At 68.0% G+C, this 19003-nt stretch carries 20 protein-coding genes; 8 read left to right on the top strand and 12 right to left on the bottom strand.

The features are described from left to right. Positions 1–22: 22 nt before the first annotated feature. Complete coding sequence (gene mutL / locus AC3RCC_RS22300) at positions 23–1840, top strand: DNA mismatch repair endonuclease MutL (RefSeq protein WP_492256621.1); 1818 nt, start codon at positions 23–25, stop codon at positions 1838–1840. Positions 1841–1853: 13 nt separating this feature from the next. Here the strand turns inward: mutL and AC3RCC_RS22295 are convergent, their stop codons facing one another. The 4 genes from AC3RCC_RS22295 to AC3RCC_RS22280 form a co-directional block, all read right to left on the bottom strand. Continuing rightward, positions 1854–2225, bottom strand: a complete 372-nt coding sequence (locus tag AC3RCC_RS22295; protein WP_492256620.1) for a DUF2019 domain-containing protein — start codon at positions 2223–2225, stop codon at positions 1854–1856. Beyond that, positions 2222–2956, bottom strand: coding sequence for a hypothetical protein (locus AC3RCC_RS22290; RefSeq protein ID WP_492256619.1), 735 nt, complete (start codon positions 2954–2956; stop codon positions 2222–2224). Before AC3RCC_RS22290 ends, AC3RCC_RS22295 begins: the two co-directional genes overlap by 4 nt. Before the next feature lie 204 nt (positions 2957–3160). After that, the gene (gene rsmD, locus AC3RCC_RS22285; RefSeq protein ID WP_492256618.1) at positions 3161–3721 is read right to left on the bottom strand and encodes a 16S rRNA (guanine(966)-N(2))-methyltransferase RsmD; all 561 of its coding nucleotides are present in this window, start codon (positions 3719–3721) and stop codon (positions 3161–3163) included. A 72-nt stretch (positions 3722–3793) separates the two neighbouring features. After that, positions 3794–5980: a pseudouridine synthase gene (locus AC3RCC_RS22280; protein WP_492256617.1), complete on the bottom strand. Its 2187-nt coding sequence runs from the start codon at positions 5978–5980 to the stop codon at positions 3794–3796. Positions 5981–6191: 211 nt separating this feature from the next. Here AC3RCC_RS22280 and AC3RCC_RS22275 point away from each other — a divergent pair, with 211 nt between their 5' ends. Next, the gene (locus tag AC3RCC_RS22275; protein ID WP_291641678.1) at positions 6192–6620 is read left to right on the top strand and encodes a nucleoside deaminase; all 429 of its coding nucleotides are present in this window, start codon (positions 6192–6194) and stop codon (positions 6618–6620) included. Next, on the top strand, positions 6620–7138 hold the full coding sequence (locus AC3RCC_RS22270; protein ID WP_492256616.1) for a GNAT family N-acetyltransferase: 519 nt from the start codon (positions 6620–6622) through the stop codon (positions 7136–7138). The genes AC3RCC_RS22275 and AC3RCC_RS22270 overlap by 1 nt, the downstream gene beginning before the upstream one ends. A 37-nt stretch (positions 7139–7175) precedes the next feature. On the opposite strand, the gene AC3RCC_RS22265 is transcribed toward AC3RCC_RS22270, so the two are convergent. Further along, a complete protein-coding gene (locus AC3RCC_RS22265) occupies positions 7176–7913 on the bottom strand; it encodes a sulfite exporter TauE/SafE family protein (protein WP_492256615.1) in 738 nt (245 codons plus the stop codon). A gap of 155 nt (positions 7914–8068) precedes the next feature. Here AC3RCC_RS22265 and AC3RCC_RS22260 point away from each other — a divergent pair, with 155 nt between their 5' ends. Further along, positions 8069–8815, top strand: coding sequence for an ArsR/SmtB family transcription factor (locus AC3RCC_RS22260; protein WP_492256614.1), 747 nt, complete (start codon positions 8069–8071; stop codon positions 8813–8815). Here AC3RCC_RS22260 and AC3RCC_RS22255 read toward each other — a convergent pair. Genes AC3RCC_RS22255 through purD form a run of 5 tightly spaced genes read right to left on the bottom strand, consistent with a single transcriptional unit; the run spans position 8775 to position 12557 of the window. Continuing rightward, positions 8775–9635: a patatin-like phospholipase family protein gene (locus AC3RCC_RS22255; protein WP_291641653.1), complete on the bottom strand. Its 861-nt coding sequence runs from the start codon at positions 9633–9635 to the stop codon at positions 8775–8777. The two genes, AC3RCC_RS22260 and AC3RCC_RS22255, sit on opposite strands and share 41 nt — an antisense overlap. Next, complete coding sequence (locus AC3RCC_RS22250) at positions 9632–10546, bottom strand: alpha/beta fold hydrolase (protein ID WP_291641651.1); 915 nt, start codon at positions 10544–10546, stop codon at positions 9632–9634. Before AC3RCC_RS22250 ends, AC3RCC_RS22255 begins: the two co-directional genes overlap by 4 nt. Further along, positions 10543–10956 (bottom strand): type II toxin-antitoxin system VapC family toxin, encoded by a 414-nt coding sequence (locus tag AC3RCC_RS22245; protein WP_492258819.1) that lies wholly within the window; start codon positions 10954–10956, stop codon positions 10543–10545. The genes AC3RCC_RS22250 and AC3RCC_RS22245 overlap by 4 nt, the downstream gene beginning before the upstream one ends. A gap of 5 nt (positions 10957–10961) precedes the next feature. Continuing rightward, on the bottom strand, positions 10962–11216 hold the full coding sequence (locus AC3RCC_RS22240) for a type II toxin-antitoxin system VapB family antitoxin (RefSeq protein ID WP_291641649.1): 255 nt from the start codon (positions 11214–11216) through the stop codon (positions 10962–10964). 60 nt (positions 11217–11276) lie between these two features. Next, a complete protein-coding gene (purD, locus tag AC3RCC_RS22235; protein WP_492256613.1) occupies positions 11277–12557 on the bottom strand; it encodes a phosphoribosylamine--glycine ligase in 1281 nt (426 codons plus the stop codon). A 93-nt stretch (positions 12558–12650) separates the two neighbouring features. On the opposite strand from purD, the gene xseA reads away from it, so the two are divergent. Both xseA and AC3RCC_RS22225 read left to right on the top strand, forming a co-directional pair. Continuing rightward, positions 12651–14162 (top strand): exodeoxyribonuclease VII large subunit, encoded by a 1512-nt coding sequence (gene xseA, locus AC3RCC_RS22230; RefSeq protein WP_492256612.1) that lies wholly within the window; start codon positions 12651–12653, stop codon positions 14160–14162. Between the two features lie 83 nt (positions 14163–14245). After that, on the top strand, positions 14246–15022 hold the full coding sequence (locus tag AC3RCC_RS22225) for an SGNH/GDSL hydrolase family protein (RefSeq protein ID WP_492256611.1): 777 nt from the start codon (positions 14246–14248) through the stop codon (positions 15020–15022). 14 nt (positions 15023–15036) lie between these two features. Here the strand turns inward: AC3RCC_RS22225 and AC3RCC_RS22220 are convergent, their stop codons facing one another. Beyond that, positions 15037–15885: a dienelactone hydrolase family protein gene (locus AC3RCC_RS22220; RefSeq protein ID WP_291641640.1), complete on the bottom strand. Its 849-nt coding sequence runs from the start codon at positions 15883–15885 to the stop codon at positions 15037–15039. 170 nt (positions 15886–16055) lie between these two features. After that, positions 16056–16853: a restriction endonuclease gene (locus AC3RCC_RS22215; RefSeq protein ID WP_492256610.1), complete on the bottom strand. Its 798-nt coding sequence runs from the start codon at positions 16851–16853 to the stop codon at positions 16056–16058. Between the two features lie 31 nt (positions 16854–16884). Here AC3RCC_RS22215 and AC3RCC_RS22210 point away from each other — a divergent pair, with 31 nt between their 5' ends. Further along, on the top strand, positions 16885–17466 hold the full coding sequence (locus AC3RCC_RS22210) for a hypothetical protein (RefSeq protein ID WP_492256609.1): 582 nt from the start codon (positions 16885–16887) through the stop codon (positions 17464–17466). A gap of 628 nt (positions 17467–18094) precedes the next feature. Continuing rightward, the gene (locus AC3RCC_RS22205) at positions 18095–18874 is read left to right on the top strand and encodes a ParB/RepB/Spo0J family partition protein (RefSeq protein ID WP_492256608.1); all 780 of its coding nucleotides are present in this window, start codon (positions 18095–18097) and stop codon (positions 18872–18874) included. Positions 18875–19003: the final 129 nt, after the last annotated feature.

Raw genomic sequence — 19003 nt, 5'->3', positions numbered from 1 at the left:
AACGCTATTCCAGAACGTGCTCATGACCGTCCGCCGCCTCGACCCAGTCCTCGTCGACCGCATCGCCGCCGGCGAGGTGATCGAGCGGCCGGCAGCCGCCGCCAAGGAACTGGTCGAGAACGCCCTCGATGCCGGCGCCCGCTCGATCGCGGTGACCATCGCCGCCGGCGGGCGCGAATTGATCCGCGTCGTCGACGACGGCGCCGGCATGACGCCGGAGGATCTCGCGCTCTCGGTCGAGCGCCACGCCACCTCCAAGCTTCCCGATGGCGACCTCTTCGCCATCCGCTCGCTCGGCTTCCGCGGCGAGGCCTTGCCCTCGATCGGCTCGGTGGCGCGGCTCTCGATCACGACGCGCCGGCGCGACGCGGCGCAGGGCTCCGCACTGGTGGTCGAGGCCGGCGTCAAGGGGCCAGTGCGGCCGGCGGCGGCGGCTTATGGCACCCGCATCGAGGTCAGCGACCTCTTCATCTTCACCCCGGCGCGGCTGAAATTCCTGAAGAGCGACCGAGCCGAGGCGCAGGCCGTCTCCGACATGCTGCGCCGCCTGGCCATTGCCCATCCCGAGGTGCGGTTCGCGCTCGAGGGCGAGCATGTCAGCGCTTTCGACTGGCCGGCCGAGCCGATCGGCGAGGAGGGGCGCCTGCGCCGTCTCGGCCGGGCGCTCGGGCGCGACTTTCCCGAGAATGCGCTCCCCGTCGAGGCCGAGCGCGAGGGCGTCAGGCTCTCGGGCTTCGCCGGCCTGCCGACCTTTCATCGGGGCACCTCGGCCGGCGTCCACATGGCGGTGAACGGGCGCCCGGTGCGCGACAAGCTGCTGCTCTCGGCGGTGCGCGGAGCCTATGCCGATGTCGTGCCCTCGGACCGGCACCCGGTGCTCTATCTCGACGTGCTCTGTGATCCCGCTCTGGTCGACGTCAACGTCCACCCGGCCAAGAGCGAGGTGCGCTTCCGCGATCCGGCCTTGGTGCGCGGCCTCGTGGTTTCCAGTCTCAAGGCGGCGCTGGCGAGCGCCGGCCATCGCGCCACCTCGACCGGCGGCGCCCGCACGCTCGAAGCCTTCCGCGCCGTCTTCTCGGGCGGCGGAGCAGGCGGCGGCGCAGGCGGGGTACAGCGGCCGAACTTCGGCAGCGTCGCCGACTGGCGCCTGCCCGAGCCGGCTGCCCGCGCAGAGCCGCTACAGGGCGGCTTTTCCGATTTCGCCATGCCCTCGGCCGATGCCCGCGCCCATCTCGCCGAGCCGGCGCAGGACGCGCTCGACCGGCCGCTCGGCGCCGCCCGCGCCCAGGTGCACGGCACCTATCTGATCGCCCAGACCCGCGACGGCATGGTGATCGTCGACCAGCACGCCGCCCATGAGCGGCTGGTCTATGAGCGCCTCAAGGCCGAGCGGGAGAGAAGCGGCATCGCCCGCCAGCCCTTGCTGCTGCCCGAGGTGGTCGAGCTTGACCCGGTCGATGCCGACCGGCTCAACGCGGCGGCCCCCGATCTCGCCTCGCTCGGCCTGGTCATCGAGAGTTTCGGCCCGGGCGCCGTGCTGGTGCGCGAGGCGCCGGCGGCCATCGCCGGCGGCAACCTCCAGGGCATCGTCCGCGATGTCGCCGACACGCTGGCCGAGCATGGCGATACCGGCTCGCTGGAGCGCCGGCTCGACCATGTGCTGGCGACCATGGCCTGCCACAACTCGGTCAGGGCCGGACGCCGCCTGCGTCCCGAGGAGATGGACGCGCTGCTGCGCGAAATGGAGGCGACGCCGAATTCCGGCCAGTGCAATCACGGCCGGCCGACCTATGTCGAGCTCAAACTCGCCGATATCGAGAAGCTGTTCGGGAGAAGGTGAGGAGAGCGGATAGTCATGTTGGCCTGTAGAAGCCACTGTCGAGACTATCGAGCGCCATTCCGGCGTCTGCTGCCTGTGGATACCACTTCGAGTCGGCAATAGTTTGAAGCTCGCGACGGGCGGCCAGATAGTCGATTGTAAGTGTGGCATGAGCGGCTGTAAGGCGCACTTGCATGTTGGAGTGGCCGTATAACTGCATGAGAACTCGACGTTGGTCCCCGGGGCGTGATCTCAATTCATCCAGGATGGCCTGGATTTTGTCGTAGCGGCGGTTGAAGGCAGCGATTTCGTCACGCTCCAAAGCGTCATATTGCTCGATGCACAGCTTCTCGAAGAGAGCCTTGAGTTCAGCTGCGGAGAGCTTGGCCAGCAGGGAAGACCTCATTTCAGCACTCCAAAACGTCTCAGTGCATAATGACCCATTTGGACCTGCTCGGCCCAACTTCGACCTTGCAGATACTGGCGCGGCGAAAGACCACCGAACTGTGGATTTTTCTTCGAGTACCAGCCCGTAATCTCATGGTGCCTGTACTTCGGTACGCTGACCACATTACCCACGCCTTCGATCTGCGCGCGCGAGAAGCTCTCGCTTCCGCCAGCGCCTCTCTCGACGATGTGGTGGTCCTCATAGCCCGGCCGCTTCCTGCCGACATTCTGCTGGAGTTCGTCGAGCGTTTTCGGTTCGTCCAGATAGGAGCGGATCGAGGGAAGTTCGGAGTAGAGCTGGTGCCCGGCTTCGATTGCCATGATCGCGGCGCCGACAGGTCCGGCGCGACGTAGTGCCTGGCGTGCCAATGCCTTGGCGGCTTGCGTGTGCGAGGCCTTGTCCTTCGATGGTTCCTTGCGAGGCTCGGATGGGTCGAGTGAAGGCCCGCCATTGTCGCCAATACCGGGCTGGCGGCCGCCGGTCGCTCCGTCGCTGCCCGTCCATTGGCCGCCATCTGGATTTCCCGCAGGCACGCGCGGCTGATCGGGGTTGAAGCCGGCCTTCTCGGCAAGTGCCTGGAAGTGGGCGAAGGCGGCAATCATGCGCGCGCCGGCGATGCGGCAGGCGAGGGCGCGAGTGCTCAGCCGCCTTGGGCGTCCTGATTGGGATAGCGAGTGTTCGGGAAGCATCCGTGCGGATCTCCGCGACGGATACGGAGATTAAGCGCGAAAATCAGGCCGGGGATAAGATCGTGTCCTATCCCGCTCAACAGGTCGTCCCGGGCGACCGTAGGGAGACCCAGGACCCATTCCGGAACCTTATTCGGAAAGGCTCAAGCATGGATCCCGGATCTCCGCTTCGCTGCGTCCGGGATGACACGCGTTCCAGTGTCTTCACACCGCCTTCAAAAACCGCACCTGCGTCTCGCCATAATCCCGGCGATCCAGTTCCTCGAAGCCCTCGGGCAGGGCGATCTCCGCGCCGGCCGCTTCCTCGAACACGACCAGCGCATCCTTGGCGAGCCAGCCGCCCTCGCGGGCCGAGGCGAGCGCTCTTTCGCCGAGCCCCTTGCGATAGGGCGGGTCGCAGAAGACGAGGTCGAAGGGCGCCATCGCGCTGATCGGCCCGAGCTTCGTCGCGTCGCGGCGGAAGATCCGGCTGACGCCGGCGAGGCCGAAATTCATCTGGTTCTCACGGATCAGCCCGCGCGCCTCGGCGCCGTCATCGACCAGGAGGGCGAAGGCGGCGCCGCGCGACAAGGCCTCGAAGGCCATGGCGCCGGTGCCGGCGAACAGGTCGAGCACCCGCGCCCCGGCGACAGCGTCGTCATAGCCATGCGCCAGCACGTTGAAGAGCGATTCCCGCAGCCGGTCCGAAGTCGGGCGGATCGCGCCGATCCCCGGCTTCGGACTGGCAAGGGGCCGCCCGCCGAAACGGCCGCCGACGATCCGCATCAGATCGCCACGTGTCGGATGGGCATGATGTCATCCGAAAGCCGGTTTCCACTTTTCGGCATCATGCCCGCCTCAGCCACGCCGGTCGCGCCCGCCGCCGCCTGAACGGGGCGGGCCACCCTTGCCGCCGCCGGGACGCGGGCCCCGGCCGCCGGGCCTGTCACCGGACGGCTTTCCGCCGAAGGGCTTGCCGCCGAACGACTTGCCGCCGCCCGACCTCTCGCCGAACGGCTTTCCGCCGGAGGGTTTGCCACCGAAGGATCTACCGCCGCCCGGCCTGTCGCCCGAGGGCTTGCCGCGGAACGGGCGCTCGGAAGCCGCCTCGTCACCGCCGGCCCGCGGCGGGCGCTTGCCGCGCGGCGGTGCATCGGCCCAGTCGCCGCTGCCCTTCCAGGGGGAATCGCCGCTGCGATCCGGACCGTACGCCTCCTGCGGCGCGCGGGAGGGTCGCTCTCCGCGTGGCACGCGCGGCTTCAGGCCGGTTTCGCGCGGCGGCTCGGCCGCCGCCGAAGTCCTGACGCGCTCGACCTTGACGCGGCGGCCGCTCGGATCCTCGATCGCCTTGTCGCGCACGCGTATCACGGCGCCGCTGGCTTCGCGGGCCTGGCGCTCCTCCCTCGGATCGGCGCCCCGGCGCGGCGCGGCGCGGCGCTCGCGCTGCGGCTGCGCCTCCTCGTCGCGCCAGACCGTGCGCTTCCACGGCTTGTCGCTGCGGTCGTCCTGCGAAGGCGTGCGCTGGACGAAAGGCAGCCCGTCGCGATCCTCGCGCGGGCGTCGGCGCGGCCGGTCGTCGCCAGCGGGCGCCCGGCCGCGTGCCAGTCGCTCTTCCTGCGGAAGCTCGTCGCGGCGCGGGGCCTCGAAATCGACGCCGGCCTTCGCCATCAGCTCGGTGCCGAGCTGGTCCTTCAGCACCTTGGAGCGGATTTCGTCGGCCTCGCCCTCGGGCAGGTCGCCGAGCTGGAACGGGCCGAAGGAGATCCGGATCAGCCGGTTCACCTGCAGGCCGATATGCTCGAGCAGGTTCTTGACCTCGCGGTTCTTGCCTTCGCGCAGATCGACGATCAGCCAGGTATTGGCGCCCTGTTCGCGCTCGAAGCGGGCGTTGACCGGGCCGTAATTGACGCCGTCGATGGTGACGCCGTCCTTCAGCGTGTCGAGCCGCTCCTGCGTGACATGGCCGAAGGCGCGCACCCGGTAGCGCCGCAGCCAGCCGGTTTCCGGCAGTTCCAGCATGCGCGCGAGGCCGCCATCATTGGTCAGCAGCAGCAGGCCTTCGGTGTTGATGTCGAGCCGGCCGATCGAGAGCACGCGCGGCAGATCCTCCGGCAGCGCGTCGAATACGGTCGGCCGCCCTTCCGGGTCGTGGTTGGTCGTCACGAGGCCGCGCGGCTTGTGATAGAGCCAGACCCGGGTGCGCTCGCGCGCCGGCAGGGGCTCGCCATCGATCAGCACGACATCGGCGGGACCGATATCGAGCGCCGGGCTGTCGATCACCTCGCCGTTCACCGTGACGCGGCCCTCGGCGATGATCGCCTCGCAATCGCGGCGCGAGGCGACGCCGGCGCGCGCCATCACCTTGGCGATGCGCTCGGGCTCCAGCAGCGACGGGAGAATGGTCGGGGTGACCGCCTCGGCGATCTCGGCGGCGCTGCGATGAGCGCGGTCGGGCCGGCCGCGGAACGGCTTGTCGCTGCGAGGGGCCTCGAAGCGCTTGGCGCCGAAGCCCTTGCCGGCAGGTCTCTCGCCGCGCGGTCGCTCGCCGCCTTCGCGCGGCGGCCGGCCGGCGAAGCGATCCTCGCTGTCACGCGCGCGGAACGGCCGCTCGCCGCCCTCGCGGGGCGGGCGCGAGCCGGCATCGCGGCCGGGCCGCTCGAAACGCGCCGGCCTCTCGCCGCGCGGCCTGTCGCCCTCACGTGGTGGCCGGCTGGAGAAGCGCTCCTCGCTGCCGCGCTCACGGAAGGGACGTTCGCCGCCTTCGCGGGCCGGCCGCTCGCCGCTCGGGCGCTCGCGGAAGGGCTTCTTCTCGAACGGCTTCTTCTCGAAGCGCTTGGCGGGGCGCTCGCCTTCGAAACGCCGCTCCGCGCCTTCGGCCGGGGCGCGTCGCGGGCGTTCGTCGCCTTCGCGCGAACGGAAGGGCGGCTTGCCGGCGCCGCGGCCTTGCGGCCTGCCGCCGCGCGGGCCGCCATCGCGTCCACCGCCGTGTCCACCGCTTCCGCCCTTGCGCGGGCCGCGGTTTTTCTGGTTGTTGTCGTCGCTCATAATGGCTCCAAGAGCAGTCTCGTCGTCGGCCGCGATGAGGGTCGCAGGGGCCGCGAGGCAAGCCGTCTCCAAATTGGGTCGTAGCCGGCGCTTGTAGCAGGGCCCGCGGCGCGCCGCGAGCGGCAATGATGAGGGTTCGATGACATCTGTCGACGCAGGGCGCATCGAGGCCATGTCCGAGACGCCCGACTCCCAGGCTCCTGCCTCGCCGATGGCGCTGGCCATGGCACAGGCGCGCGCCGCGGCCTTGCGCGGCGAGGTGCCGGTCGGTGCGGTGGTGGTGCGGGGCGGCAAGGTGCTCGCCAGCGCCGGCAACCGCACGCTGGAGCTCAAGGACCCGAGCGCCCATGCCGAAATGCTGGCGATCCGGAGCGCCTGCCAGGAGATCGGCTCCGAGCGGCTGATCGATTGCGATCTCTACGTCACCCTCGAACCCTGCCCGATGTGTGCGGCGGCGATCTCCTTCGCCAGGCTGCGTCGGCTCTATTTCGGTGCCTATGATCCCAAGGGCGGCGCGGTCGAGAGCGGTGTCAGGCTCTATGCCAGCCCGACCTGCCACCATCAGCCGGAGGTTTATGGCGGGCTGAGCGAGAGCGAGGCGGCCGCCTTGCTGCGCGATTTCTTCAAGGAGAGGCGCTGATGTCGCGGACTGGCGAGGCGGTCGATATCCGCGCAGCCGCGGCTGCGGACCACGATGCCGTCGCCGCGCTCAACCGTACGGCCTTCGGCGGCGAGGACGAGGTCGGCATCATTGAGCGGCTGCGCCGGGAGGATCTCGTCGCCGTCGAACTGGTCGCGGTTCAGGCCGAGACGATCATCGGCCATATCCTGTTGAGCTGGTTGCCGACTGTGGTGGATGGTCGGGCTGTGAAGGCCTTGGCGCTGGCGCCGATGGCCGTTCGGCCGGGGGCGCAGAAGCGGGGCATCGGCGGCAGGCTGATGGTGGCGGCGCTCGACGGGGCGAGGGGCGCGGGAGCAGAGGCGGTGATCGTCCTCGGCCATCCCGGCTATTATCCACGCTTCGGCTTCTCGGCGGCGCTGGCGAGCAAGTTGGCCTCGCCTTTCCCAGGCGATGCCTTCATGGCGCTCGAACTGGTTCCGGGTGCGCTGGCGGGGCAGGCGGGGGCGGTGACCTATCCGCCGGCGTTCGGACTGTGAAGCAGGCTAGGCGCTGACCGCGGAAAGCCTGTCCGTTTCAGAGCGTCCGCAGCACCAGATATCCCCCGAGAGCCAGCAGCCCGGCGAAGAAGCAGAGCTTGAAGGTCGCGGCCGAGATGCGCTGCCGGATCGCCTGGCCAGCGCCCATTCCGGCCAATGCCGGCAGCAGCGCCAGCAGCGAGCCGCCGGCGACGGTCCAGTCGAGCGCGCCGGCGCCGACGAGCCCGAAGGCGAGCGCTACCGTCGAGACGATGAAGGAGAGGCCGAGTGCCTGCACCAGCTCCTCCTTCTCGAAGCCGAGCGCCTGCAGATAAGGCACGGCGGGGAGCACGAAGACCCCGGTCGCGGCGGTCGAGATGCCGGTGAGCACGCCGACGACCGGCCCGAGCCAGCCTTCGTGAGCGGCAGGCACGCGCAGCTTCGCCGCCTTCAGCCCGACCAGCGCATAGAGGACGAGGGCGATGCCGAGCCAGAGCGTCGCCGAGCCGTCCTTGGCCTTTTCCAGCAGGCCGGCGCCGGCCCAGGTGCCGAGGCAGGTCCCCGCCAGCATCGGCCAGAGCCGGAGCGCGATCGCCTTGAGTTTCGGGCCGGAGAGCTGCCAGCCATTGGTCACCAGATTGGGGATCACCAGCAGCGCCGCCGCCTGTGCCGGCGCCATCACCACGCCGAGGATGCCGACCGCGATGGTCGGCAGGCCGAGCCCGATCACGCCCTTGACGAAGCCGGCGACCACGAAGGTCGCGGCGATGAAGAGGAGGAGTGTCGTCTGGTCCATGTGTCGGCCGGCCCTGTCAGTCGGTGGTCGTAGACTGCTTGTGGCAGTCCTGCCGCCTGCTGTCGCGCCTCGACACTACGGTCGTGGCCGTAGTGTCGCCGCTTGCCTGTCGCGCGGTGCGGGTGATGATGGGCCGGCAAGGGGAGGGCTCAGCCATGGCCATGAACGGACCCTATCTCGCCGAGATCGCCCATCTGATCGGCGATCCCGCCCGCGCCAACATGCTGCATGCGCTGATGGATGGCCGGGCGCTCACCGCCAAGGAACTCGCCTTCCTTGCCGGCGTCGCGCCGCAGACGGCGAGCGGCCATCTCGCCAAGCTGTTGCAGGGCGGGCTGCTCGGCGTCGCCGTGCAGGGGCGCCATCGCTATTACCGTCTCGCCGGGCCGGATGTCGCCGCGACCCTGGAGGGGCTGATGGTGCTGTCCGGCGGCCAGCCCACCAGCCGGCGCCTGCCTTCGCGCGTCGGGGCCGATCTCGCCGAGGCGCGGACCTGCTACGACCATTTCGCCGGTAGGCTCGGCATCGCCATCCATGACGCGCTCGTCGCTGGCGGGCATCTCTCGGTTTCGGAGGGCGGCTATGGCCTGACCCGTTCCGGCGTCGCGGTCTTCGCCGGCCTCGGCATCGACCTTGCCGCCGCGCAGAAGGGGCGCCGCGCGCCCTTGCGGCCCTGCCTCGACTGGAGCGAGCGCCGACCGCATCTCGCCGGCTCGCTCGCCGCCGCGCTCGCCTGTCGCTGCTTCGAAGCCGGCTGGGTCCGGCGGATCAAGGACAGCCGCGCCGTGCAGCTCACCGATGCCGGGCGCGAGGCGCTCGAGGGAGGCCTGCCGGGGTTCCGCTGCGATGCGCCGGAGCAGCCTACGCCCGCTGTTCGAGCGCCTGCGACAGCTTGCGTTTGACCTCGTCCTTCACCGGCGCGGCGGCATCGAGAATCGCCTGTGTCCTGAAGAAATCGAGCGGGCCGAAGCCGTCGCCGCCGGCCCTAATCAGGATGTCGGGCGGCTGGCGTTCGACCATGCGCTGGACGAGGGCGCGCGTCAGGATCTGCGTGACGCCGACGAGAGCCTCCAGAGGCTCCGGCACCCGGCTGTCGCTGACCATGGCCGGGGCGCTGGTGTCGATGGCGAGCACGATGCGGTTCGTGGCGATAAGCCGGTCATAGGGCAGGGGATTGACCGCACCGCCGTCGATCAGCACCCGCCCGCCGATCGTCACCGGCCGGATCAGGCCGGGGATCGCCAGCGAGGCGGCGACCGCCGGTGTCAGCGGCCCGCTGCCGATCACCACCTCCTCATGCAGATGGTAGTCGGTCGCGACTGCGAGGAAGGGGGTGCCGAGCTCCTCGAAGCGATCCGGCACCTTTTCGGGCCAGAACAGGTCGAGCAGGCGCTCGCCGTCGAGCAGCACCGGATTGCCGAAGCCGCGCCAGAGATCGGCAAACTTGCCGACGCGCGCTTCGAGCAGCCGGGCGATCACCCTCGCGCGATCGCGGAAGGTCGTCTCGACATGCTCGCGCAAGTCGCGGCCGGAAAGCCCGGCGGCATAGGCGGCGCCGATGATCGCACCCATCGACGAGCCGGCGATCAGCACGGGCCTGATTCCGAGTTCGTCGAGCGCTTCGAGCACCAGGATATGGCTCAGCCCGCGCGCTCCACCGGAGCCGAGCGCGAGGACGAGTTCCGGCGCGCCGGTCGGGGCGGGAGAAGGCAAGGTCGTCATGCTGCGGCCCGGGCCAGGAACGGCTTCAGAGCCGCCAATGTTGCCTGCGGATTTTCCTCAGGCAGGAAATGGCCGCTGTTGATTGCCTGGCCTTCGGCCTGGGGAGCGAAGCTCTGCCGCCAGATCTCGAGCGGGCTTGCGCCCTTGGCCGGAATACCGCCATCGCCCCACAGCGCCAGCACCGGGCAGAGGATCTTTTTGCCGGCCGCGAGGTCGGCCTTGTCCTGGGCGAGATCGGTGGTGGCGCCGGCGCGGTAATCCTCGCAGGCAGCGTGAATGCGCGAGGGATCGTTGAAGGATTCCGTATAGGAGGCGAGTGCCAACGGGTGGAACGCCTTCAGCTCCTTGGCCCGTGTCCAGCTCGCGATCGTATGGTCGAGCCAGCCGGCGGGATCGCCCTTGATCAGGTTCTCGGGCACCGGCTCGGGCTGCGCCAGGAAGGTCCAGTGATAGACCTGCATGGCGCGCGCGGCGTTCATGCCTTCCCACATTGCAAATGTCGGCAGGATGTCGAGCAAGGCGAGCCGCTCGACCCGGCCGGGATGGTCGAGCGCGAGGCGGTAGGCGACGCGGGCGCCGCGGTCATGGCCGATCACGGCGCAGCGGACATGGCCGAGCGCGTCCATCACCGCGACGATGTCCTCGCCCATGCCGCGCTTGCTGTAGGTCTGCTTGCCGCCATCGCCATGCGGGGCGGCCGACCAGCCATAGCCGCGCAAATCCGGGCAGATCACGGTATGGCTCTTCGCCAGCTCGGGCGCGATCTCATGCCATTCGGCATGGGTCTGCGGGAAGCCGTGGATCAGCATCAGCGGCGGGCCCTCGCCGCCGACGCGGGCGAAGATCTTGCCGACCGGGCCGTTGATCCAGTGCGCGGTAAAGCCGGGGAAGAGCTGGTCGATATTGGTCATGGGCGTGCTCCAGCAGCCAGGGCCGAGACGATGTCGGTACGGCTGAAATCCTCCCCCTTGTAGAGCAGGGGGGCGTCGAGCGATTTGGCGAGCGCATAGGAGAAGCAGTCGCCGAGATTGAGCTTGGCGGGGTGGCGGCCCTTGCCGAAGCGCAGGAAGGCCTGGGCGGCGAGGACAGCCTGTTTCTGGTCCAGCGGTGCGGTCTCGATGCCGAGATCGTCGAGCAATCTGAGATGCAGGGCGACAGGTGCATCGGCATTGCGGTTCGTCGAGACCATGAAGCTCTCGACGAATGTCACCATCGAGCAGAGATTGGAGACGCCGGCATCGAGCACGGCCAGCAACCTATCTCGTTCAGGCTCGCCGCGAATGATGGCGATAATCGCCGAGCTGTCGACGACAACTGGCATAGTGGTCACGATGGAAGGCCGTTTTCATCGTAGCCAATGATCTCGTCATCGGTCAGGTGCTCGTTTATCCTTGGATAGGAACGGATTTCAGCAAGCGTCCGCGCCAGCTTTTCCCTGTCGATCCGGCCCTTGCGTGGCGGCAGCCCGGCAAGCTCGCGCTCCGCGGCTGTCTTGACCGCGTCCGTGATCGTCTTGCCCGTGCGCGCCGCGAGCTCGCGCACGATGCGGTCCGTCTCGGGGTCCTTGATCAGGATGGCCATGGCATCCTCGTGCGTATATATTGATCGTGCCTCGATATATACGATGCCACAGTCGCTTTGTCAGCCTTCGCGCTCGCGCTTCACGGCCTGCCAGCCGATGTCGCGGCGGCAGAAGCCGCCCGGCCAGTCGATCAGGTCGACCGCCGCATAGGCGCGTGCCTGCGCCTCGCTGACGTTCTTGCCGAGGGCGACGACATTGAGCACGCGGCCGCCATTGGCGACAAGCTTGCCTTCCTTCTCCTGTGTGCCGGCATGGAAGATCAGCACGCCGTCCTGCGCCGCAGCCTTCGCGACATCGGCGATGACGCTGCCCTTCTCGGGCGTGCCGGGATAGCCTTTCGCCGCCAGCACGACGGTCAGCGCCGCCTCGTCAGACCAGCGCAGGTCGAAGGAGCCGAGCACGCCGTCGCAGGCAGCGAGCAGCGCCGGGACGAGGTCGCTCTTCAGGCGCGGCATCAGCACCTCGCATTCGGGATCGCCGAAGCGGACATTGTATTCGATCAGCTTCGGCCCTTCGGCCGTGATCATCAGCCCGGCGAAGAGCACGCCCTTGAAGGGCGAGCCGCGCCGCGCCATGCCGGCGAGCGTCGGCTGGATGATCTCGGCCATGACGCGCGCTTCCATCGCCTTCGTCATCACCGGGGCCGGCGAATAGGCGCCCATGCCGCCGGTGTTGGGCCCGGTGTCGCCGTCGCCTACGCGCTTATGATCCTGCGCCGAGGCGAGCGGCAGGGCATGCAGCCCGTCGCAGAGCGCAAAGAAGCTCGCCTCCTCGCCGATCATCCATTCCTCGATGACGATCTCCTCTCCCGCGGCGCCGAGCCCGCCGGAAAACATCATCGCGATCGCGTCATTGGCCTGCGCGGCCGTCTCGGCCATCACCACGCCCTTGCCGGCGGCGAGCCCGTCCGCCTTGATCACCAGGGGCGCACCATGCTTCGCCACATAGGCTCTGGCGGCGTCGGGGTCGTCGAAGCGGGCGAAACTCGCGGTGGGGATGCCGAACTCGGCGCAGAGTTCCTTGGTGAAGGCCTTGGAGCCCTCGAGCTGGGCCGCTGCCTTCGACGGGCCGAAAGCCTTGATGCCGGCAGCTGCGAGATCGTCGACGATGCCCTCGACCAGCGGGCCCTCCGGCCCGACCACGACGAGGCCGACCCGCTGCAGCTTGCAGAAATTGGCGACCGCTTCATGGTCGGCGATGTCGATCACGACGTTCTCGCCGCATTGCGCCGTGCCGGGATTGCCTGGCGCGATGAAGAGCTTGTCGCAGAGCGGCGAGGCCGAGATCGCCCAGGCCAGGGCATGCTCGCGTCCGCCCGAGCCGATCAGAAGGATGTTCATTGCGCCGTCTCCGCTTGCTCAGGGCGCAATAACCCTCGCGGACCGACGGGGCAACGCTTCAGCTATCGCGCTCGCGCCGGTAAGGTCCGCGCCATGGACAACGAATCGCCTCAGCCTGCCGGCAATGCCCCCGAATGGACGGTTTCCGACCTTTCCGGCGCGCTCAAGCGCACGCTGGAGGACGCTTTCGGCTTCGTGCGCGTGCGCGGCGAGATCTCGGGCTATCGTGGTCCCGTCGCCTCCGGCCATGTCTATTTTTCGCTGAAGGACGTCAACGCCAAGATCGATGCAGTGATCTGGAAGGGCGTCTTCGGCCGGCTGAAGACCAGGCCGCAGGAAGGGCTGGAGGTGATCGCCACCGGCAAGATCACCACCTTCGCCGGCAAGTCGAGCTACCAGATCGTCATCGATTCGCTGGAGCCGGCCGGCGTCGGCGCGCTGATGGCCCTGCTCGAGGAGCGCCGCAAGAAGCTCGCCGCCGAAGGCCTGTTCGACGAGGGCCGCAAGCAGCTCATCCCCTATCTGCCGGCGACGATCGGCGTCGTCACCTCGCCGACCGGCGCCGTCATTCGCGACATTCTGCACCGGCTGGAGGAGCGTTTTCCGCGCCGCGTGCTGGTCTGGCCGGTGCGGGTCCAGGGCGAGACCAGCGCGGCCGAGGTCGCGAACGCCATCGACGGTTTCAACGCCCTGCCGCAGGGCGGCCGCATCCCGCGCCCGGACGTGATCATCGTCGCGCGCGGCGGCGGCTCGCTCGAGGATCTGATGGGCTTCAACGAGGAGGCTGTGGTGCGTGCCGCCGCCGCCTCGCTGATCCCTCTGGTCTCCGCCGTCGGCCACGAGACCGACTGGACGCTGATCGACCACGCCGCCGATCTGCGCGCCCCGACGCCGACCGGCGCGGCCGAGAAGGTCGTGCCGGTGCGGGCCGAACTGATGGCGCAGGTCACCGATCTGTCGCGCCGGCATGTGGGCGCGACCTTGCGCCTGTTCGACAGGCGTCGCAGCGAATTGCGCGCCGCCGGCCGCGCCCTGCCGACGCCGGAGAACCTGCTCGCCGGGCCGCGCCAGCGGCTCGACCTCGCCGCGGCGAAGCTCGGTCCGGCTTTGGCGCGCAATGCCCGGGCCTATGAGCAGCGGCTCGCCCAGCTCGATCGCCGCCTGCACGTGCAATCACCGGCGGCGCGACTGGCGACGCTGGCGGTGAAGCTCGACAGCCTGGGCGGACGGCTCGTCCTTGCCCGCGGCAATGTCGTGCTTCGGCAGCGCGAGCGCATCGCCCGTGCTCGCGACCGGCTGGAGGCCGTCGCGGCGAGGGCGGAAGCCGCCTTCGCGCGGCTCGTCCAGCGCCGCCGCGACCGGCTGGGCGGCCTCTGGTCGCTCGCCGCCTCGCTCGGCCCGCAGGCCGTGCTGGCACGCGGCTATGCGCTGGTGCGCGACGAGAATGGCGTGCTGCTGCGGCAGGCTGCTGCGGCGCGGCCGGGCATGACCCTGCAGGTCACGCTCGCGGATGGCAGCTTCGGTGCTGTCGTGCCGGGCGGCGCGCCGCCGCGTCCGGCGCCGCGCAAGAGCGCGACCTCCGGCGGGCAGGGGGATCTCTTCTGAGGCTGCCGCCGCTGCGGCCACTGTTCAGCCAGCGTTCAGCAAGCGCCGGCTAACCGCAAGGCATCGACGGTTGGGGGTGCCTGATGCGGATTCGGATCCGGACGGCCTATGCCTGCGCCTTGGCGATGTTGTCGCTGCCGGGTCTTGCGCTCGTGCCGGCGCAGGCCTCGGAATTCGTCTGCAAGCCCAGCTCGATCATCACTGCCGCTTCCGCCCCGGATTTCGCCCCGCTCTCGCGCCATGGCGAGGGGGCGCTGCGCCTGCTCGCGATCGGCTCCTCCTCGACCGAGGGCATCGGCGCCACCAGCAAGGAACGCAGCTATCCGGCGCGGCTCGCCGCCCTGCTGCGCCAGGGGCTTTCCGGCCGGGCGGTCGAGATCGTCAATGCCGGCATTGGCGGCGAGATCGCGCCGCAGACCCTGCAGCGCCTGAAGAAGGCGCTGGCCGAGACGCGCTATGATCTGGTGATCTGGCAGGTCGGCACCAATGACGCCGTCACCGGCGGCGATCTCCAGGCTTTCCGCGCCCTCGTCGCCGACGGCATCGCCGCCGCCCGCAAGGCCCAGACCGGACTCGCCATCCTCGATCCGCAATTCTATCCCGGCATCAAGGAGACGCCGCGCTACCGCGCCTATGTCGACGCCATCGCCGAGATCGCCCGCGCCAATGGCGTGCCGGTGCTGTCGCGCTTCGCGGCGATGTCGGGCTGGTATCAGCGCGATGCCGAGGGCTTCATGGCAGCGCTCGCCAACGACCGTTTCCACATGAGCGACGCCGGCTATGCCTGCCTGGCGCAGGACATCGCTCGTTCCCTGCTCGAACGGTCGCCCGGTGTGGCTCTGGCCTCGACCGCGCGCTGAGCGCGCCGGCCGCCTCATTTACCCGCGAGGAACTCCTTGACCCGGCGGATCGCGTCCTCGCGTGCCGCGGGGTCGGTGCCGACCGTCGCCTTGCCGTTCCCCGTCGCCGAATAGGCGATGTCGTCGCGCTGCTTCAACTCGAGCCGCGGATGATCGAAGTCATGCACTGCGCCCTCGTAAAGCACGAGGGTGACCGGCTCGCCGCGGGCGCGCGCGGCTTTGGTCAAGAAGTCGCAAGGGGCCGGAGGCGTCCAGTCGTCGGCAGCCCCCATCAGGATCAGCACGGGCAGGCGCACTTCGAAGCCGCGCGATTCCGACTGCGTGCGGCAACCGGGATAGAAGGCGACCGCGCGGGCGAAATCGGGCTGGCGGTCGGCCGGGCGCCGGTCCCTGCGCACGGCGGCGAGGATGGCGGAGCCGCCACCGGACCAGCCGAGCAGCGAGATCGCGTCCGGGCGGACATCGGAGCGGCTCTGCAGCCAGATCCGCGCCGCGACGGCGTCGATCACCCGCTCGCGACTGGCGCGTACGGTGAGGTCCTTGACGCCGCATTGCGAGCCGAGGCCGCGCGAGCCGTAGCTGTCGGGCATCAACACCATGAAGCCGGCCGCGGCGAGCCGTTCGCCCCAGTCGCTATGCCGGGTGGAGAGCTTTTCCTTGTCGCGCCAGAGCCCGCCGCAGCCGTGCAGCGCGACCACGGCCGGGAACGGCCCTGGCCCGGGCGGGCGATAAAGCACGGCATTGAGTTGGACGTCGTCGAGCGTGATGCGCACGCGCTCATAGCCTCCCGCCCCCGCGGCGGCGGCAAGGCAAGGCAGCAGCCCTGCCGCGAGGAGCAGGAGACGGACGAGACTGGACATCATCGGCCGGGACGCTATCACAAGAGCGCCTGGGTCATGCAAGCAACAACGAACAAATCGTGTCCCTCGGCGTCTGGACCGTCCCCGTTTACCGCGCCGCCTGATCCGAAATGGAAAAAGGCCCCGCTCGGCTCGCGCCGGCGGGGCGAGAGAGATGCTGCCCATTCGCCCGTTCAAGCGCGCTGCTGTAGCACCGTATCCAATTTTGCCAGTTGCGCGTGATGGAGAAGCAGGACGCCGAGCTTGCTGGCAAGCTCGCGGGCGCTCGGGGTAAAATCAACAGGCGCAACGACAATGGCAGTGCCCGCCTCTACGAAGGACGCTGCGGCATGTACTTCCTGAACAGCCCTGTTACCCACGGGCTTCGTGTAGAGTTTACACTGGATGGCCACCTTCCTCCCATTCTTCACCGCGAGAATGTCAAGGCCTTGATCGCCGGAGGTCGTGGTAGTCGTAGCGTTCCAGCCGCCTCGACGCAGTTCGGCCGCGCACCAATGCTCATACTCGATCGGGTCGCTTGACGCGAAGCCCGCTCCTGTACTTTCCGCTTCTTCCTGCTTGATCCACGTTTCCACCAACGCGGTAAGTCCTGTTTCGAACCACGGGCGCAGTGGGTCGTCGGGCCGCATACCAACTGCGGTGACCACGCGGTCCAGCTCCTGTTTCCACGGCTTTAACTCTAGGTTTCCGTAAGCATCGCGTCTGACGAGTTGGCGGTAGCGAGTGACCAGCGCGTCACGGTGCCTGTCTCGGCATAGATCGAACCAGGCGGTCAATTGCGCATCGGCTCGTGCTTTGGCTTCGGAAAAATCTTGCGCTGCCACTTCCCTGGCTCGCATCGAGCCAACCATAGCGATCGCGATGGAGCCGGCTATGAACAGGGCGATAAACCAAAGGGTCCCGGCGCCCCCGCCGACGCCAGTCCCAATAGCGAGTGCGAACAAGAAGTTGATGAAATAGGCTATTAGCAAGGCGTCTCTCCCAATCGAACGGGAGATATCCTTGCGTAATCCGGGGATCAATGGGCACGCCGCTCGCGAGCTTGGCATCGCATATCCGCGCGTCGACTACCTCGGCACCGATCCGCTCGGCTTCGTCATCTCGCGCAACCTCGCGCGCCGGCATCTCTCCGAAAGCCAGCGCGCCATGGTCGCCGCGGAACTGGCGAAGATGACCCATGGTGGTCGCAGAGATCAGGACCAAGCCCCAAATTTGGGGCTTGGTGGCGCCCAGCCGGCGGTCAGCATCCAGCAGGCGGCCGACATGCTCAATGTCGGCCGCGGCACTGTTGAAGCGGCGAAGAAGGTCATCCGGGACGGCGTCCCCGAGCTTGCCGAGGCGGTCCGGTCGGGCGAGATCGCGGTCAGCGCGGCGGCCGAGATCGCGAAGGCTCCGGCCGAGGAGCAGGCGGCGATCGTCGCGCTGCCGCCGGATGAGCGAGTGGAGGTTTCAATCCGCTTAGCTTACTGGCGCTGGAAAATGAGTATCCCAGGGCAGAACAAAGTCGCGGACGAACTTCTTGCCGAGATTGCGCCGATACTTCTCCGCCATGGTACGCATCACCTGCTCCAGCGCTTGCTCTGATAGAACCAGTCGCGCATCGTTGAAAGCAGCAGCGTCGTCCGCTTCAAAGTCGTTCTTTGTGTTTTGGATGTGGACACGGTTGCGGAGTCTCCTTAGCTGATCGAGACAATCGTAAAAATCAGTGCAGGATAAGTCGAAAAGGTCATGCTTTCGCGCGCTTGCAATGTATTTTTCAAGTTCATCGATCTTTTTTGATCGAATATAAGCTATTATGTTTTCTGCAACGTTTTGTATGCCCTCTTGCGTAAAGGTCTTTGCTCTCAAGTGAAAATCGTATAAAGCTGCTTCTAATATAGATATATTTAATAAAATAATTGGCTTTCGATAGTGACCACGATAGTGAGGTAGGGCGATCGCTCGTGCGTCGTACAGTATTTTCAATATCGATAAGTTGTAGTTGATGTTATCCCCCAGCTTAAAGCTGCCAATGAAGCTACTGTCGATCGTTGTAGGCATGCCCGATCCTCGAACATGTGTGCGGCTGGAGAAATTGTAGCGGTTGCTCCTAAATTGTTCCTTTAACGGAGCAAACCATCGCGCTCGCCGAGCGGCTCAAGGGCCGCATCCCGAACCGCGAGCGCGACAGCGACGGGACCGTCGCCGCCGTCCTGAATTGAGCGGGGACGTGATGATCCAGCGCATCCGCGTTTCGGACATCACTGCGGACCGCCGCGCGCAGTCCCGCGCAGCGGTCAATCGCGATGTCGTCGCCGACTATGCGGAGGCAATGAAGGCCGGGACGGTCTTCCCGGCTATCATCGTCTTCTTCGACGGCGCCGCTTACTGGCTGGCGGATGGCTTCCACCGCCTCGACGCTGCCGTTGAGGCGGGCGTTGAGGAGATCGACGCCGAGGTCCGCGAAGGCGGCCTCCGTGACGCCGTCCTCTTTTCGGTCGGCGCCAACGGCGCGCACGGCTTGCAGCGCACGCGCGAGGACAAGCGCAACGCCGTCCTCGTGCTCCTCAATGATGAGGAGTGGTCCAAGTGGAGCGACCGCGAGATTGCGCGGCGCTGCTGCGTTGGCGCTGACATGGTGGGCCGTCTTCGGCCGGCGGATACTGTCGTTCAACGACAGTATATCCACCCGAAGACGGGCACGATCTCGACTATGCAGGTCGCCCGGATCGGCGGTCGAGCCGATCCGCGGCCGCCTGCCGGCGACATCACCTCGCGCCCTGCGCCGAGCAGCAACGTCCTCCATCTCGGCGATCGGCTCGCGCCGGTCGCCTCCGAGCGTGCGGTGGAGAAGGAAGCGGAAGCCGCCGAGGCGGCTGCCCGCGATCGATCCGGTACGACAAAGCCCCGCTGGGCTACCGGACGCCGGGGCAGGGCGCGAGAAACCCACTCGATCGCGAGATCGGAATTGGAAATCTTCCGCCGACCAGTTGGAAAATTTCCAATTTTCTGAACTGTTTCAATGCGGTATGGCGCATTCGCGCGATTTTTGCTAACGTTCCGCTATGGGGGCGCTGGCATTCCGCGCCCGGCTCACCGACCGCTGCCGGTCTCGGCGCCCATCGGTCTTTTTTGTCCCCCG

This window comes from Allobosea sp. GW823-FHT01F03 (genome assembly GCF_058798075.1).
The sequence above is the reverse complement of the archived record's forward strand: the minus strand, read 5'-3'. Positions and strand labels throughout refer to the sequence as shown.